Origin of the sequence: Pseudomonas sp. W15Feb34 (genome assembly GCF_023127765.1) — a bacterium.
Lineage (GTDB): Bacteria > Pseudomonadota > Gammaproteobacteria > Pseudomonadales > Pseudomonadaceae > Aquipseudomonas > Aquipseudomonas synxantha_A.
Genome location: NZ_SPKN01000044.1, coordinates 31,334 through 46,723 on the forward strand (window position 1 = coordinate 31,334; position 15,390 = coordinate 46,723).

Here is a 15,390-nt window from a genome sequence, read left to right on the forward strand (position 1 = left end):
CAGGCGGTAAGGAGTTCGGCAAATCAGAGGACGAGTCGTTAAACTTGTCACATTTGCACTTACACCCTTACTTGCGTGCGCTACCCACTCGGCCTTTTCATGACTCCTTCTGCTCCAACCTGCCTTGCCTTACTGCTGGGCCTGTGCAACACCGCCCAAGCCGACAATGCGCCCCTGATCCTGGATCCCAGCGTGGTCACCGGCTCGCGCAGCGCCAGCCCGACGTTCGACCTGCCGTATTCGGTAGACGGCATTAATCGTGAACAAATCAGCAACGGCCAACTGGGCATCAACGCCTCCGAAGCCCTGTCCCGCGTGCCCGGCCTGGTGGTGCAGAACCGCCAGAACTATGCACAGGACTTGCAGATCTCGTCCCGCGGCTTCGGCGCCCGTTCGGCGTTTGGCGTACGAGGCATCAAGCTGATCGCCGATGGCATCCCCGCCAGCACCCCCGACGGCCAGGGCCAGGCCGCAACGTTCAACCTCGACACTGCCGAGCGCATCGAAGTGCTGCGCGGCCCGGCGGCGACTCTGTATGGCAGTAACGCCGGCGGTGTGATCCAAATGTTCTCCCGCGACGGCGAAGGCCCACCGCGCATCGGCGCAGAAACGCTGGTGGGCAGCGACGGGCTGAACAAGAACCACCTTAGCGCGGAAGGCGCGGCGAATGGTGCCGGGTTCGTGCTCGATGCCTCACGCATGGACACCAACGGCTACCGCGACCACAGCAGCGCCCGGCGCGACCAGACCTTCGCCAAGCTCAACTTCCAGCCGGATGACGACAGCAAGCTGGCATTGATCTACAGCAGCCTGGAGCAGAACGGTACGCAGGATCCGCTGGGGCAGACCTGGACAGCGTACAAGGCCGATCCGCGTTCGGTAAGCGCCAACGCGCTGACCTATAACACGCGTAAAAGCATCGATCACCAGCAATTGGGAATGAACTACGAGCGCTACATCGGCAATGCGACGTTGCAGGTCAATGCGTATACCGGGCGCCGCAGTGTGATTCAGTACCTGTCGATCCCGGACAAGTTTCCCAGCGGCGCAACCAACCCTGCTAACGCCCGTGGTGGCGTCGTGGCATTTGACCGAAAGTTCTACGGCGGCTCCATTCATTGGCTGCAACCCATCAGCAGCGTACCGGGCGACCTGACAATCATCAGCGGCCTCGATTACGACCGCAGCGAAGATGATCGCCAAGGCTACTCCAACACTTTGAACGGCGTACATGGAGTCAAAGGCGCCCTGGGCCGCGACGAAATCGACACCGCCACCAGCGTTGATCCCTTCGTGCAAGCCAACTGGTTACTGGGCGATTGGACCCTGCAAGCTGGCCTGCGGCACAGCACCATGAAAATGCAGGTCGACGACCATTTCCTAAATGATGGCAACGACAGCGGCAGCAAGACTTATCAAAAAAACACACCATCGGTCAGCGTGATGTACGCCTTCACCCCTGACTTGCACGGCTACGTGAGTGCGGGCAAAGGCTTCGAAACCCCCACTCAAGCTGAATCAGCCTATTCAAGCACCGCCAACGGCTTCAACTTTGCTCTCAAGCCGTCTGTCAGCAAGCAGTTCGAAGTCGGCTTGAAGGCCCGTCTAGGTCAAGACACCCGCATCAACGCCGCAGTGTTCCAAATCACCACCGAAGACGAACTGGTCGTGCAACAGGCAAGCGGGGGCCGCACAACTTACCAGAACGCCGGTCGCACACTACGTCGCGGCTTCGAACTGGGTGTTGAAAGCCAACTGAACGAGCACTGGAGCACCAGCCTCGCCTATACCCGCCTCCAAGCCACCTACGACAGCGATTTCGCCAGCGGCGCCAACACCATCGACAAGGGCAACTACCTCCCCGGCGTCCCCCAAACCACACTGTTCGCCGAACTGAACTGGAAGCCACGGGACTGGGTCAGCACGGCCATCGAAGGTATGTACCGCAGCAAAGTCTATGTCGAAGACACCAATAGCCAACATGCCGCACCGGGCTACAGCGTCTTCAACTGGCGGGCACGGTTTGAGCAGAAGGTGGAACACTGGACCTTTCACCAGACCTTGCGCCTGGATAACCTGCTGGATCGTCAATATGTGGGGTCGGTGATTGTGGGTGACGGCAACGGGCGCTACTACGAAGCAGCACCGGGGCGCTCGTGGTATGCGGGAGCAGGGGCTGAATATCAATTCTGATGTGGGAGGGGGCTTGCCCCCTTCCACATTTGGGTATCAGGCGCCCGCTTAAACCACGATGGTTTTAGGCAACCGCTGATCGATCAACTGATACAACGCACTGCCCTGCGGCCAATTGCGCATAAACCGCGCCCGGTCTTTAGCGTATGCCGGCGCAAAACTGGCAACAGAGCCGTGCTGACACATGGCATCCAGATCAATCATCGCCCAACGCCCGTCATTCCAGAACAGGTTATGGCCTTTGAAATCGCCATGACTGATGCGCTCGCCAATCAACTGGGTAAACAACTGCTCCAGTGCGAGCAGCTCGCTCTCAGGCGCATCGCCGTTTTCAACATACGGCGCAAAGCGCTCGATGATGTCCGGCCCCGGCAGAAACTCGGTGACCAGATACGCACGGCTGCGCAGCCATAAAAAGCGCTTCTCCAGCACCGCCAGTGGCTTGGGCGTAGCAAAGCCGAGAAACGCCAGGCGGTTACCCTCGCGCCAGGAATGCCAGGCTCGGCTCGGGCGCCAGAAGCGCTTGAGCCAGTGGGCAAAGCCTTTGATGTTGTAGCGCTTGATCACCAACGGCCGACCAGCCACTTCGACCTTGGCCACACTGGCCGCGCCGCCAGTCTTGTACAGGTGGCCCTGGTCGAGCAAGGCGTCTGCCTGTTCCAACACCGGTAACATGGCCGTTTCTTCTTCGCGACGAATCGCACGCAAGCCAAAGGCGCCACGCACCACGCTGAACAGCGTGCATTCGCGGCCAGTCTTGTCCAGAAAGTCCTTCAAGCGCCAGGCGCTGACTTTGCGCACCTGCTTTTCCAGGGCTTGCAGCGGCAAGGCGTGCTCACCATTACCCAGCAGGTAGTACACCAATAATTCTTCGGTAAACGGCTCAAGGTTTTTCGGCAGCTGGGCGAAAAACACGCCGAGGTTTTCCAGCACGCGATTGCGCGACAACGGCTTACCCGCCTCCTCGACACAAATGCCTGCACCATCGATCAAGTACAGCTTGCCGTCCTGGCGCAGCAGGTTGTCCAGGTGCAGGTCTTCCTGCCACAGGCCTTTGGCATGCATTTGCGCAATCGCGCCCAATGCTTCGGCGAGCACGGCGGTTTGTTCGTCCGCCAACGGCGGCAGATGTTCGACGGCGTGCCACGCATCGGCCAGGCTTTGGGCGCCCTCGATAAACTCAAACAGCAGCCAGCCGCCCTCGCCGTCCTGCAAGCCATCGGCCAACAACAACGGTGTGGTCAGGCCTTGCTCAGCCAACAAACGCACACCCTTGAGTTCACGCTGAAAATGCCGCGCCGCCTTGCTGCCAACCAACAATTTGGCCAATACCGGGCGACCACGCCACACTGCCGCGCCCACGTAGCGCTGCCCGGGCAACACCCGCAGCAGGCTCAGCAGTTGCAACTGCCCCGGGCCTGCCGCATCCGCCAGATCGATGGTCAACGGCAGGCTGGGGCTACGGCCGGCATTTTTCAGCTCGGATAAACGCATCAGCGGTTCTCCTTGTGGCTGCGGCGTGCGGTCAGGCGCTGGTGCCAAGTGGAGACCAGGTCGCTGTCCTCGGGCTGCTCAAGATACGCCGCCAGCAGCTGGCGCACCTGCGCGTCCGACCATTGGGGCGCGCGACGCAACAGCGGTTCCAGGTCCTTGACCCGGTCACGCCAGCCAAACAGCAACGGACGGGTTTTTTCCAGGTCGATCAGCTGCGCGGCATAACCCTCAGCGGTGGCCTGCAGGAAAATATGCTTGGGGTAAAAACAGCCATGCACCTGCCCGACGCTGTGCAGATGACGCGCCAGCTTGCCGCACGCCGACAGGATCGCACTGTGCTGGGCGACGCTCAATTGCTGCCACTGCTCCAGCAACGAATCCAGGTCGTTCCAACCATCCAGAGCACGGGTAAGCAGCATTGCCCGGCGCTCGCCCTTAACCTTGCGCTCACCGAAGAACGCCGCCTGCAGAGCAGGGATTCCGAGCTTTCGATACAGGCTGATATTACGGAACTCGCGCGCAAAACTCGGCTCGCCAAACGGCCGGTGCAAGGTGCGCGTCAGGTAGTTGCTCTGGCGCTTGAGGTAATAGCCCTGCCCTTCAAGCTCCAGGCGATACACACTGCTCCAGCCGCCGTGACTGGTATTGGGCTCGTCCACTGCGTCCAGTTGCTTGGCCCACAGGGCGTCAAACGTCGCCAGACCGTTGCGCTCAAGCAAGGCGCGGTCTTCGGCCGCCAGGAAGTCACTCATTCGCGTCCCTCAAAAAACTTCACCACGTGACGAATTCGCCGTTTGTCCGACGCCGACAAGTGCGTGCGCTGGCGGTATTGCAGGTAGAAACGCAGGCGCTGGGTGGCCGACAGGTGATATTTGGCGACCTTGTCCAGGCAAGCCAAGTCCTTGGTGATGCGGTACTTGAGCCAGAAACCACGCCAGAAATCACCGTTGGGGCAATCGATCAGGTACAGGGTTCGTTGGTCGTCCACCAGCAGGTTGCGCCACTTCAAGTCGTTATGAGTGAAGCGGTGCTCATGCATGGTGCGCGTGTATTCGGCGAGCTGGCGGCTGATGCCATCGACCCACCGGGGGTCTTTCAGGCGTTCGTCATTGCGCTCGGCCAGCACTGACAAGTCTTCCGTCTTGGGCAGCTCGCGGGTAATCATCGCGCCCCGGTTATAAGCCAGGCCCTTGCGGTCCAGGCCCCAGGCGACGACATCAGCCGTCGGGATGCCCCACTTGGCGAAACGCTTGAGGTTCTGCCATTCGGATTTCACCCGCGGCCTGCCCAGGTAACGGCGCAAGCCTTTGCCGGCGCCCACGTAGCGCTTGACGTAATAATTGACCCCGCCGCGCTCGACCCGGATGACTTCCGACAGCGGGTCGCGGGTCAATCGCTCGCCTTGCAAGGCAAATACCGCCTCCAGGCTTCCAAAGTCATCCGCCAGGGCGGCATAGGCAGGTTCCAGGTTCCAACCCGCCATCAGAGCGCATCCCCGTATCGTTGCTTGCGCGCGTAAAGCTTGGAGGCCATGCGCTCAAGCTCAGACAGCAGCGCAGCTTGCTCCGCCAGGATCTGGCGCAACGGCTGCTGGAAGTACGTCTTGAGAAAGCGCAGCTTGTCGCGCTGGGTCAGGCCGATCTCCAATGCGGAGTAATACAGGCCGGCCAGGTCCTTGTTACGCCAGCGCAGTGGAATCGTCGGACGCACCTGCGCACGGTGCAGGTCGATCACCGACAATTTCAGATTGTCGACGGTAATGGGCTGGTCCGTGTGCAACAGGAAATGGCAGAGGTAGCAGTCGCGATGGTTCACGCCACCGCGGTGCATCGCGCCGACGGTGCGCGCCAGCTCACGGGTCAAGGCGTGTTTGATGGCCGGCACGGGCGGTTGCTTGACCCAATCGAGGGTCAAGTCTTCCAGGCTGATAATCGGCGTCAGTTCCTGGGTAATGATGAACGAATGCTGGTCGGCCGGGTTGCTGCCTTTTTCGCCAAAGGCCACGGCGGTCATGGTCGGCACGCCCAGCGCTTGCAGGCGCTGGATCGCCAGCCACTCCAGGCCTGCGCCCAGTACCGGCAACTTGGCCGTGACCAGGTTCTTGAGGATTTCGCCCCAGCCAATGCCACGGTGAATCTTCACAAAGTAAGGCTGGCCTTCGACCACCGTACGCAACGTACGGCGAGCGGCCAGCTCGCGGAACACCTGGCCTTGCAGCTTCTCGACCTCGGCGAACGCATCGCGTCCGGCCCAGAGGGTCTTGAAGGGTTCGGCTAGAATCAACTTCATCGGTTTGGCTCCGCCAGAATCAGGTCCGCAGCGTACTGCGGCATGCTATAGAGGTCGGCCGTCTCGGCGAAGGCCAGACCATTGCGACTCCAGGTCGCACGCGCGTGTGGATCGTCGAGCATATCCACCAGGTACTGGTTGAGCTGGGCTTGCTCGAACGGCTCGTCCAACACTCGGCCGCTCTGGGCCTTGTCGATGTAGAACGCGTAGCCACACACCCGGCTCACCAGTACCGGGAGGCCGGCGACCACCGCTTCGACCAGCACCATGCCGGCCGCCTCGTTGTACGCAGGGTGAATCAGCAGGTCGGCGCCCAGCAGGAAACGCGGGATATCACTGCGGCCCTTGAAGAACTGCACCTGATCGCCCAGGCCCAATGCCGCACTCTGCAATTGGAATACCTTGGGGTCGTCCTGGCCGATTACAAACAGTCGGGTGCGCTTCTTCAGCTTGGAAGGCAAGGCGGCCACGGCCTTGAGGCTGCGGTCGACGCCCTTGGTCTTGAAGCCCGAACCGATCTGCACCAGCAACAGGTCGTCCTCGGCCAGGCCGAACTCACGACGAAACTCGGCGCGGATTTCGGCCGCGTCAGGCGGAGCGCGCCGGTCGCGGGCAATGCCCGGCGGCAGCAAGTGGAAACGCTCGGCCTGGGTGCCGTAATACTGGGTGAACAACTTCTGCTGATGTTCGGACAGCACCATGATTTGGGTCTTGGCGTCCTTATCGAACACCGCGCGCTCGTATTCGGCGAAGTGCCGATAGCGCCCGAACCAGCGGTACATGGGGTTGCGCAGGTTTTGAGCCTTGTCTTCGAACACCCCGTCGGCGGCAAAATACACATCCAGCCCCGGCATCTTGTTGAAGCCCACCACGCGATCCACCGGCCGCTTGGCCAGGTCGGCCTGGATCCAGGCATACAGCTTTTCATTGCGACGGTGATTGACCAGCGCCTTGACCGGCGCCACCAGTACTTCGAAGCCGGGTGGGATGTCGCCTTCCCAGATCAGCGTATAGACACGAATCTTGTGGCCGCGCTGCTGGCACTCCAGGGCGATGCGCATGAAGTCGCGCTGCAAGCCACCGAAGGGAAAGTACTTGTACAGAACAAAAGCCAGTTGCATCAGTGCTGCTCCTCAGCCAGTAACAACGTGCTCAGCCGGCTTGCTACACGCTCAGGATTCAAGCGCGTGAAGCACAGGGGCGACTCACGCTTGATGTCGAACCGCCGCAGGTCGTCGGCGGTAGGTTGATAGGTACACTGCTTTTGCAGGCACGGCGCACACGGCCAGTCGCTGGCCAAATGGATCTGGCCCTTGCCGTAAGCGCCAGTAAGGCCCGGATTGGTGGGGCCGAACAGGGAAATGGTCGGCACATCCAGCGCTGCCGCCAGGTGACCGAGGCCGGTGTCCACCGCCACACAGGCGCGGGCGCCCGCCAACACGCCGGCCACGCCCGCCAGGTTGAGTTTGGGCAGCACTTCGGCGTTGGGCAGGCCTTGGGCCAGGCGCTCGGCCCGAGCCTTTTCGGCGGCGTTACCCCACGGCAATTTCACGTCCACGCCCAGGCGCCCCATGCGTTCGGCCAGCTCACGCCAATAGGCTTCGGGCCAGTGCTTGGTGTCCCAGGTAGTGCCGTGCAGCAGCAACACAAAGGGTTTTTTCGGCGGCAGGCCCAGTAGTTTTTCAACGCTCAGGCCATAGTCGCCCAAGCCTTTGGGCAGGTCGTAGCCCAGGGCCACGGCGAACAGTTGGCGCAAGCGCTCTACCGCGTGTTGCCCGCGGGCCACGGCCAGGCGTCGTGAATAAAAACGCGAAGCGATCGGCTCACGGGCCGAGTTTTTATCAAAGCCGGCCACTGGAGCACGCACATAGCGGGTCAGCCAGGCGCTTTTCAGCAGGCCCTGGGCGTCGATCACCAGGTCATACTTGGTCGACTGCACGGCCTGCTTGAAACGGCCCCACTCGCCGCTCTTGATCGTTTGCCAAAGGTTCTTGCGCCAGCGGCGAATCGCCACCGGGATCACCTTGTCCACCGCCGGGTGCCAGGTCGGGATTTCGGCAAAGCCTTCTTCCACCACCCAATCAAAGCGAATGCCGGGAATCGCCCGTGCTGCATCGGTCAACGCCGGCAAGGCATGGATCACATCGCCCAGGGATGAGGTCTTGACTACCAGTACCCGCAACTCAGTGAACCTCGACCACATCGCCCTGCAACCGCTGCAAGGCATCGGTTACCGGCTGCGGCAGCAATTGGCGCAGGCAGTTGTAGTGGCCGAAGCGGCAGGTGCGATCAAAACACGGGCTGCAATCCAGGCCCAGGCGCACCACTTCGACCTTGTCGGCCAAGGGCGGGGTGAAGCCTGGGGACGTGGAGCCGTACACCGCTACCAGCGGGCGGTTCAGCGCCGCCGCCACATGCATCAGGCCGGAGTCGTTGGACACCACCGAGTCGGCGCAGGACAACAAGTCGATAGCCTCGGCCAGGGACGTGTCGCCACTGAGGTTCACCGCCTCTTCGCGCAGGCCGGGAATCAGGCGCTGACGAATATCTTCACCTACCGAATGATCGTTCTTCGAACCGAACAGCCACACCTGCCAGCCTTCGCGGATCTTGGTCTCGGCGACCTTGGCGTAATGCTCCGACGGCCAGCGCTTGGACTCGCCAAACTCGGCGCCAGGGCACAAGGCCAGAACCGGCCGATCAAGGGTGAGGCCGAACTTGGCCAGCGCCGCATCGCGGGTCACCGGGTCGATCTGCAAGCTGGGCCGCGGGTACGGCGTGGGCAATTGCGTGCCGGGCTCGTAGGCCAGGGCCATGAAGCGCTCGATCATCAGCGGGTAGCGGGCTTTATCCAGGGTGCGTACGTCATTGAGCAGCACATAGCGAAACTCACCGCGCCAACCGGTGCGCTTGGGGATACCGGCAAAAAAAGGCACCAGCGCCGACTTGAGCGAGTTGGGCAACAGGATCGCCTGGTCGTACTGGCCGGCCATGGATTTGCCGATGCGTCGGCGGGTCGCCAGTTCCAGGGCACCGTGGCCGAGCGGAAAGCTCAAGGCCTTGCGCACCTCGGGCATGCGCTCCAGGATCGGCCGGCTCCACTCAGGGGCGAGCACGTCGATCTGGCAGTCTGGATAGCGCTGGCGCAGGCACTGGAAAAGTGTCTGTGCCATCACCATATCACCGACCCAACTGGGCCCAACGATCAGAATATTCATGTAGTTTCCACAAACGATGCGGGGAGGCTTATGCCTCCCCGCCTCGATAATGACTGTAGATCGCGGCGCGCCAGGGAGCATCTTTATGTGGGAGCTGGCTTGCCTGCGATTGCATCACCTCGGTATCACTGATAAACCGAGGCGCCTGCATCGCGGGCAAGCCCGGCTCCCACATTAATCCGCATCCCATATAAAAATTGGCGTCGCCCAATCAGTCGAGTTTCAATTTAAGCCCAGCGCTTGCCAGATTCGCATCACCTGTCGCCGTTCGTCGGCAAACTGGTCCCCGGCGACCGTGCCGGCCTCGTTCTGCAAGGCCTGGCGGTGGGCGGCGGAGCGGTAGGCCTTATATACCTCACGCAGCAAATGGGCATCGGCGGCGGGCATCAGCCCGACCTGCTCAAGGCCCTCCAGAATGCGAATATTGTCGGTGTAGCGCAGCAACGATGGATGTTGCGCAGACCACGCCAAAGCCGCGTATTGCACCATAAATTCAATATCGACGATACCTCCGGCGTCCTGCTTGAGGTCGAACACCGCCGTGGCCTCGAAGGCATTGGCGCCCCTGCCGGCCGCCGTGGCCTTGGTACCCAGGTTATCGCGCATCTTGGTGCGCATCTCGCTGACCTCCTGGCGCAGCTTCGCCAAGTCCCGTTCACGCCCCAATACGTTGGCACGTACCTGCTCGAATGCATGGCCCACATCCTGGCTGCCCACCAGCACCCGTGCGCGGATGAGCGCCTGATGTTCCCAGGTCCAGGCTTCATTTTGTTGATAGCGATCGAAGGCGCCCAGGGAACTCACCAGCAAGCCGGAGGCGCCGGAAGGTCGCAGGCGCATGTCCACTTCATACAGTTGGCCGGAGTTGGTCTGGGTGGTCAGCAGGTGAATGATGCGCTGGCCCAGACGCGTGAAGAACTGCGCGCCGTCAATCGGCTTGGCGCCATCGGTCTCGGCCTGGGGGTCGCCATCGTGGATAAACACCAGATCCAGATCCGAACCATGCCCCAGTTCGATGCCGCCGACTTTCCCATAACCGACAATGATGAACCCAGGATCGCACAGGGTACCGTCCAGGCGCTGCGGCGCGCCGTGGCGGGCGACAGTCTGGCGCCAGGCCAGGGCCAGCACTTGCTCAAGAATGGCTTCGGCCAGCCAGGTGAGGTAGTCGCTGACTTTCATCAGCGGCAGGCTGCCAGCGATTTCCGAGGCCGCGACTCGCAGGCGGTGCGCCAATTTAAAGTGACGCAGGGCCTCCATTTGCTGTTCAAGGTCGTCCTCGGGAATGCGGGTGAGGCGCTCGCGCAGCTCGGCAGCCAGCTCCGGCGCCAGCGGCGGCTTGAACAGGCGGCCCTCGTTGAGCAGCTCATCGAGCAACAACGGGAAACGGGTGATCTGTTCGGCGATCCACGGGCTGGCGGCGCACAGGGTCAGCAGGCGACGCAGCGCATCCGGGTTCTCGGTGAGCAACACCAGATAGGCCGAACGCCGGGCGACGGCCTCCACCAACGGCAACACGCGCTCCAGCACCAGGTCCGGGTTGGCGTGCTCGACCGCCTGGGCCAGCAGGCGCGGAATGAATGCATCCAGGCGCTCGCGCCCCAGCCGCTGCATGGCACGCAACTGCGGGCTGCCACGCAGGCCGGCCAAGGCCTTGAGGGCTTTGGGTGCATCGGTGAAACCGCCCTCGGCCAATTGACGGCACGCGGCGTCGTCATCCTGGGATTCCTCCCACAGCGGCAACCACTCACCACCGACGACCAATTCACTTTCTTCGCCTTCTTCTTCATCAGGGTCGGCAATCACTTGACGAAAGTGCCAGTCCACGCGGCCACGCCAGTACATCAGGCGTTCGTGGAACGCAGCCCAGTCGCTGAAGCCCAGCATGAAGGCGATACGCGCCTGATCTTCGGGATTGTGCGGCAGCATTTGGGTCTGGCGGTCGGCAATCGCCTGGATGGCGTGCTCGGTGTAGCGCAGGAATTCGTAGCCATTGCGCAGTTCGGTGATCACCGCAGCCGGCAGGTAACCCTGCCCCTCAAGCGTACCCAGCACGTTCAGCAGTGGGCGTTGTTGCAGGCTGAGGTCGCGGCCGCCATGAATCAGCTGGAACGCCTGGGCGATAAACTCCACCTCCCGAATGCCGCCTGAGCCCAGCTTGATGTTCTCGGCCATACCCTTGCGCCGTACTTCCTGCTGGATCAACTGCTTCATGGTGCGCAGCGCTTCGATGGCGGAAAAGTCCAGGTAGCGGCGGTAGACGAACGGGCGCAGCATATCGAGCAACTGCGCGCCGGCCACTTGATCACCGGCCACTACGCGCGCCTTGATCATGGCGTAGCGTTCCCAATCCCGGCCCTGATCCTGGTAGTACTGCTCCAACGCGTTGAAGCTGAGCACCAGCGCACCGGCCGAGCCGTAGGGACGCAGGCGCATATCCACACGGAAGACAAAACCGTCGACCGTCATAGGATCCAGGGCCTTGATCAATTTTTGACCAAGACGAATAAAGAATTCCTGATTGTCCAGGGAGCGCTTTACCCCCACTGTCTCGCCGCCTTCGGGGTAGGCAAAAATCAGGTCGATATCCGACGAGAGATTCAGCTCCACCGCACCGAGCTTGCCCATGCCGAGGATGACCATATGCTGCGCCTCACCGCTGCGCCGCCCGGTCGGCGTGCCGAACTGCGCGCAGTGGCGCTGGTACAGCCATTGGTAGGCCTGGTCGATGCTGGCGTCGGCCATGTCGGAAAGGTCGCGACAGGTTTGCACCAGGTCGGCCTGGCGCGTCAGGTCGCGCCAGATGATGCGCACCTGCTGGCGCGTGCGCTGGCGGCGCAGCACGCGGCCCAACTCATCTTCTGTTTCGGCCTGTTGCACGGCGCCGGCAATCTGGCTGCACAGCTCACCGGGCGCAAAGCTGCGGTCCAGCTCACCCCAGGCCACCAGTTCGAGCAACATCAAAGGGTCACGAACACTCTGTTCAATGACAAAATCACTGGCAGCGCACACGCGGGCGAAGTCGGCCCACCGTTGCGGCGTCCACGCAGAAAGGCCATGATCGTCGTCCAGCGCGGCCACCGCGTCACGAAATGACTGCTCGGCCCGCTGGGCATAAGGCAAGAGAATGGCCGGCAGTTCGGCCAGCGTTGGAAGGCTCATGGTCTATCCTTGATCGGCGTGTAATTGGCGTGTAGTTGTGAACGCAAGAGCCATGCTCGATGAAGGACTGTCGAACAAAAGTTAGAAATAGCTGAAATTAAATTAATCTTGGCAGGCAACATCAAACTTTCACCTTTTCTTGTTCGCAATAGACCAACAATAACGATTATGCTCACCAGCAAGACCGAGCCATACGCTCAGTCTTGTGTAGTTTTACTACTCGTATATACATTCGAAAGGCTGAAATGGCCGACGATTTGTAGTAAAACTACAGGACGCCGAAGCAACCTTCGGCCATCCAAGAATTTATGTCGTCTGCCCACAAGGCCAGTCGCAAACTTCAGGCAACCGATTCTGGTAGCCTTTCCGCCCTGGAGCAAGCCATGCAAGACCTCGATCCCGTCGAAACCCAGGAATGGCTGGACGCCCTGGAATCGGTTCTCGACAAAGAAGGCGAAGACCGTGCTCACTACCTGATGACCCGTATGGGCGAACTCGCGACCCGCAGCGGCTCGCAACTGCCTTACGCCATCACTACGCCATACCGCAACACCATCCCCGTTACCCACGAAGCACGCATGCCTGGCGACCTGTTCATGGAACGCCGCATTCGCTCGCTGGTACGTTGGAACGCCATGGCGATGGTAATGCGCACGAACTTGAAAGATTCGGACCTGGGCGGTCACATTTCCAGCTTCGCTTCCAGCGCCACCCTGTATGACATCGGCTTCAACTACTTCTTCCAGGCCCCGACCGACGAACACGGCGGCGACCTGATCTACTTCCAGGGCCACACCTCGCCAGGCGTCTACGCCCGTGCGTTCATGGAAGGTCGCATCAGCGAAGAACAAATGAACAACTTCCGCCAGGAAGTCGACGGTCAGGGCCTGTCGTCCTACCCGCACCCTTGGCTGATGCCTGATTTCTGGCAGTTCCCGACCGTTTCCATGGGTCTGGGCCCGATCCAGGCGATCTACCAGGCACGCTTCATGAAGTACCTGGAAGCCCGTGGCTTCATCCCGGAAGGCAAGCAGAAAGTCTGGTGCTTCCTGGGTGACGGCGAGTGCGACGAGCCGGAATCCCTGGGGGCCATTTCCCTGGCCGGCCGCGAGAAGCTCGACAACCTGATCTTCGTCATCAACTGCAACCTGCAGCGCCTCGACGGCCCGGTTCGCGGCAACGGCAAGATCATCCAGGAACTCGAAGGCGTGTTCCGTGGTGCTCAGTGGAATGTGACCAAGGTCATCTGGGGCCGTTTCTGGGACCCACTGCTGGCCAAGGACGTGGACGGCATCCTGCAACGTCGCATGGACGAAGTCATCGACGGCGAGTACCAGAACTACAAGGCCAAAGACGGCGCGTTCGTTCGCGAACACTTCTTCAACACGCCTGAACTCAAGGCGATGGTTGCCGACCTGTCCGACGACGAAATCTGGAAGCTCAACCGTGGCGGCCACGACCCGTACAAGGTCTACGCGGCGTACCACGAAGCGGTCAACCACAAAGAACAACCAACCGTCATCCTGGCCAAGACTATCAAGGGTTATGGCACCGGTGCCGGCGAAGCGAAGAACACCGCGCACAACACCAAGAAAGTCGATGTCGACAGCCTGAAGTTGTTCCGCGACCGCTTCGACATTCCGGTCAAGGACGAAGAGCTGGAGAACCTGCCGTTCTTCAAGCCTGAGCCAAACAGCGCCGAGGCCCGCTACCTGAGCGAGCGCCGCAGCGCACTGGGTGGCTTCGTGCCACAGCGCCGCGCCAACAGCTTCAGCGTACCGACGCCGGACCTGAGCACCCTCAAGGCCATCCTTGACGGCTCGGGCGACCGTGAAATCTCCACCACCATGGCCTTCGTGCGCATCCTCGCGCAATTGGTCAAGGACAAGGACATCGGCCCGCGCATCGTCCCGATCATCCCGGACGAAGCCCGTACCTTTGGTATGGAAGGCATGTTCCGTCAGTTGGGCATCTACTCCTCCGTCGGCCAGCTCTACGAGCCAGTCGATAAAGACCAGGTGATGTTCTACAAGGAAGACAAGAAGGGCCAGATCCTCGAAGAAGGCATCAACGAAGCGGGCGCCATGAGCTCCTTCATCGCTGCCGGTACTTCATACTCCAGCCACAACCAGCCGATGCTGCCGTTCTACATCTTCTATTCGATGTTCGGCTTCCAGCGTATTGGCGACCTGGCCTGGGCAGCAGGCGACAGCCGTACCCGTGGCTTCCTGATCGGCGGTACCGCCGGGCGCACCACGCTGAACGGCGAAGGCCTGCAACACGAAGACGGTCACAGCCATATCCTGGCTGCCACCATCCCGAACTGCCGCACCTTTGATCCAACCTACGGCTATGAGCTGGCGGTGATCATCCAGGACGGCATGAAGAAGATGACCGAAGAGCAGCAGGACGTTTTCTACTACATCACCGTGATGAACGAGTCCTACCAGCAGCCAGCCATGCCGGCCGGTGTGGAAGAAGGCATCATCAAGGGCATGTACCTGCTCGAAGAAGACACCAAGGAAGCGGCGCACCACGTACAGCTGATGGGCTCCGGCACCATCCTGCGCGAAGTGCGTGAAGCGGCGAAGATCCTGCGTGACGAATTCAACGTCGGCGCCGACGTGTGGAGCGTGACCAGCTTCAACGAACTGCGTCGCGACGGCCTGGCCGTAGAGCGCAGCAACCGTCTGCACCCTGGCCAGAAGCCAGCCAAGAGCTACGTCGAAGAGTGCTTGGCCGGCCGTAAGGGTCCGGTTATTGCCTCTACCGACTACATGAAACTGTTTGCTGAACAAATTCGCCAGTGGGTCCCGTCCAAGGAATTCAAAGTCTTGGGCACCGATGGTTTCGGCCGCAGTGACAGCCGCAAGAAGCTGCGTCACTTCTTCGAAGTCGACCGTCACTTCGTGGTGTTGGCAGCCCTGGAAGCCTTGGCTGACCGTGGTGAGATCGAACCCAAGGTGGTGGCTGACGCCATCGTCAAGTTCGGGATCAACCCGGAAAAACGCAACCCACTGGACTGCTGAGGAGA

10 protein-coding genes are annotated in these 15,390 nt (G+C 61.1%); 2 read left to right on the forward strand and 8 right to left on the reverse strand.

Annotation, left to right across the window (positions count from 1 at the left end):
- Positions 1-99: 99 nt before the first annotated feature.
- A complete protein-coding gene (locus E4O97_RS20180; RefSeq protein ID WP_248162039.1) occupies positions 100-2,193 on the forward strand; it encodes a TonB-dependent receptor in 2,094 nt (697 codons plus the stop codon).
- 48 nt (positions 2,194-2,241) lie between these two features.
- On the opposite strand, the gene E4O97_RS20185 is transcribed toward E4O97_RS20180, so the two are convergent.
- From E4O97_RS20185 to glnE, 8 genes are all read right to left on the reverse strand, one after another.
- Positions 2,242-3,687 (reverse strand): lipopolysaccharide kinase InaA family protein, encoded by a 1,446-nt coding sequence (locus E4O97_RS20185; protein ID WP_103733917.1) that lies wholly within the window; start codon positions 3,685-3,687, stop codon positions 2,242-2,244.
- A complete protein-coding gene (locus E4O97_RS20190) occupies positions 3,687-4,439 on the reverse strand; it encodes a lipopolysaccharide kinase InaA family protein (protein ID WP_032878263.1) in 753 nt (250 codons plus the stop codon). The genes E4O97_RS20185 and E4O97_RS20190 overlap by 1 nt, the downstream gene beginning before the upstream one ends.
- Entirely contained in the window at positions 4,436-5,170 is a 735-nt protein-coding gene (locus E4O97_RS20195; RefSeq protein WP_005784139.1) for a lipopolysaccharide kinase InaA family protein, read from the reverse strand. Before E4O97_RS20195 ends, E4O97_RS20190 begins: the two co-directional genes overlap by 4 nt.
- Positions 5,170-5,976 (reverse strand): lipopolysaccharide core heptose(I) kinase RfaP, encoded by an 807-nt coding sequence (gene rfaP / locus E4O97_RS20200; RefSeq protein WP_216090645.1) that lies wholly within the window; start codon positions 5,974-5,976, stop codon positions 5,170-5,172. Before rfaP ends, E4O97_RS20195 begins: the two co-directional genes overlap by 1 nt.
- On the reverse strand, positions 5,973-7,097 hold the full coding sequence (locus E4O97_RS20205; RefSeq protein WP_005784135.1) for a glycosyltransferase family 4 protein: 1,125 nt from the start codon (positions 7,095-7,097) through the stop codon (positions 5,973-5,975). Before E4O97_RS20205 ends, rfaP begins: the two co-directional genes overlap by 4 nt.
- Positions 7,097-8,158 carry a lipopolysaccharide heptosyltransferase I gene (gene waaC / locus E4O97_RS20210; RefSeq protein WP_248162240.1) on the reverse strand — a complete coding sequence of 354 codons (1,062 nt, stop codon included), beginning with the start codon at positions 8,156-8,158 and terminating at the stop codon, positions 7,097-7,099. Before waaC ends, E4O97_RS20205 begins: the two co-directional genes overlap by 1 nt.
- Before the next feature lies 1 nt (position 8,159).
- Positions 8,160-9,194, reverse strand: coding sequence for a lipopolysaccharide heptosyltransferase II (waaF, locus tag E4O97_RS20215; protein ID WP_032878265.1), 1,035 nt, complete (start codon positions 9,192-9,194; stop codon positions 8,160-8,162).
- 222 nt (positions 9,195-9,416) lie between these two features.
- Positions 9,417-12,356: a bifunctional [glutamate--ammonia ligase]-adenylyl-L-tyrosine phosphorylase/[glutamate--ammonia-ligase] adenylyltransferase gene (gene glnE / locus E4O97_RS20220; RefSeq protein WP_078820123.1), complete on the reverse strand. Its 2,940-nt coding sequence runs from the start codon at positions 12,354-12,356 to the stop codon at positions 9,417-9,419.
- Positions 12,357-12,739: 383 nt separating this feature from the next.
- Between glnE and aceE the strand changes: the two genes are divergently transcribed.
- Positions 12,740-15,385: a pyruvate dehydrogenase (acetyl-transferring), homodimeric type gene (gene aceE, locus E4O97_RS20225; protein ID WP_003187985.1), complete on the forward strand. Its 2,646-nt coding sequence runs from the start codon at positions 12,740-12,742 to the stop codon at positions 15,383-15,385.
- The last annotated feature ends 5 nt before the right edge of the window (positions 15,386-15,390 follow it).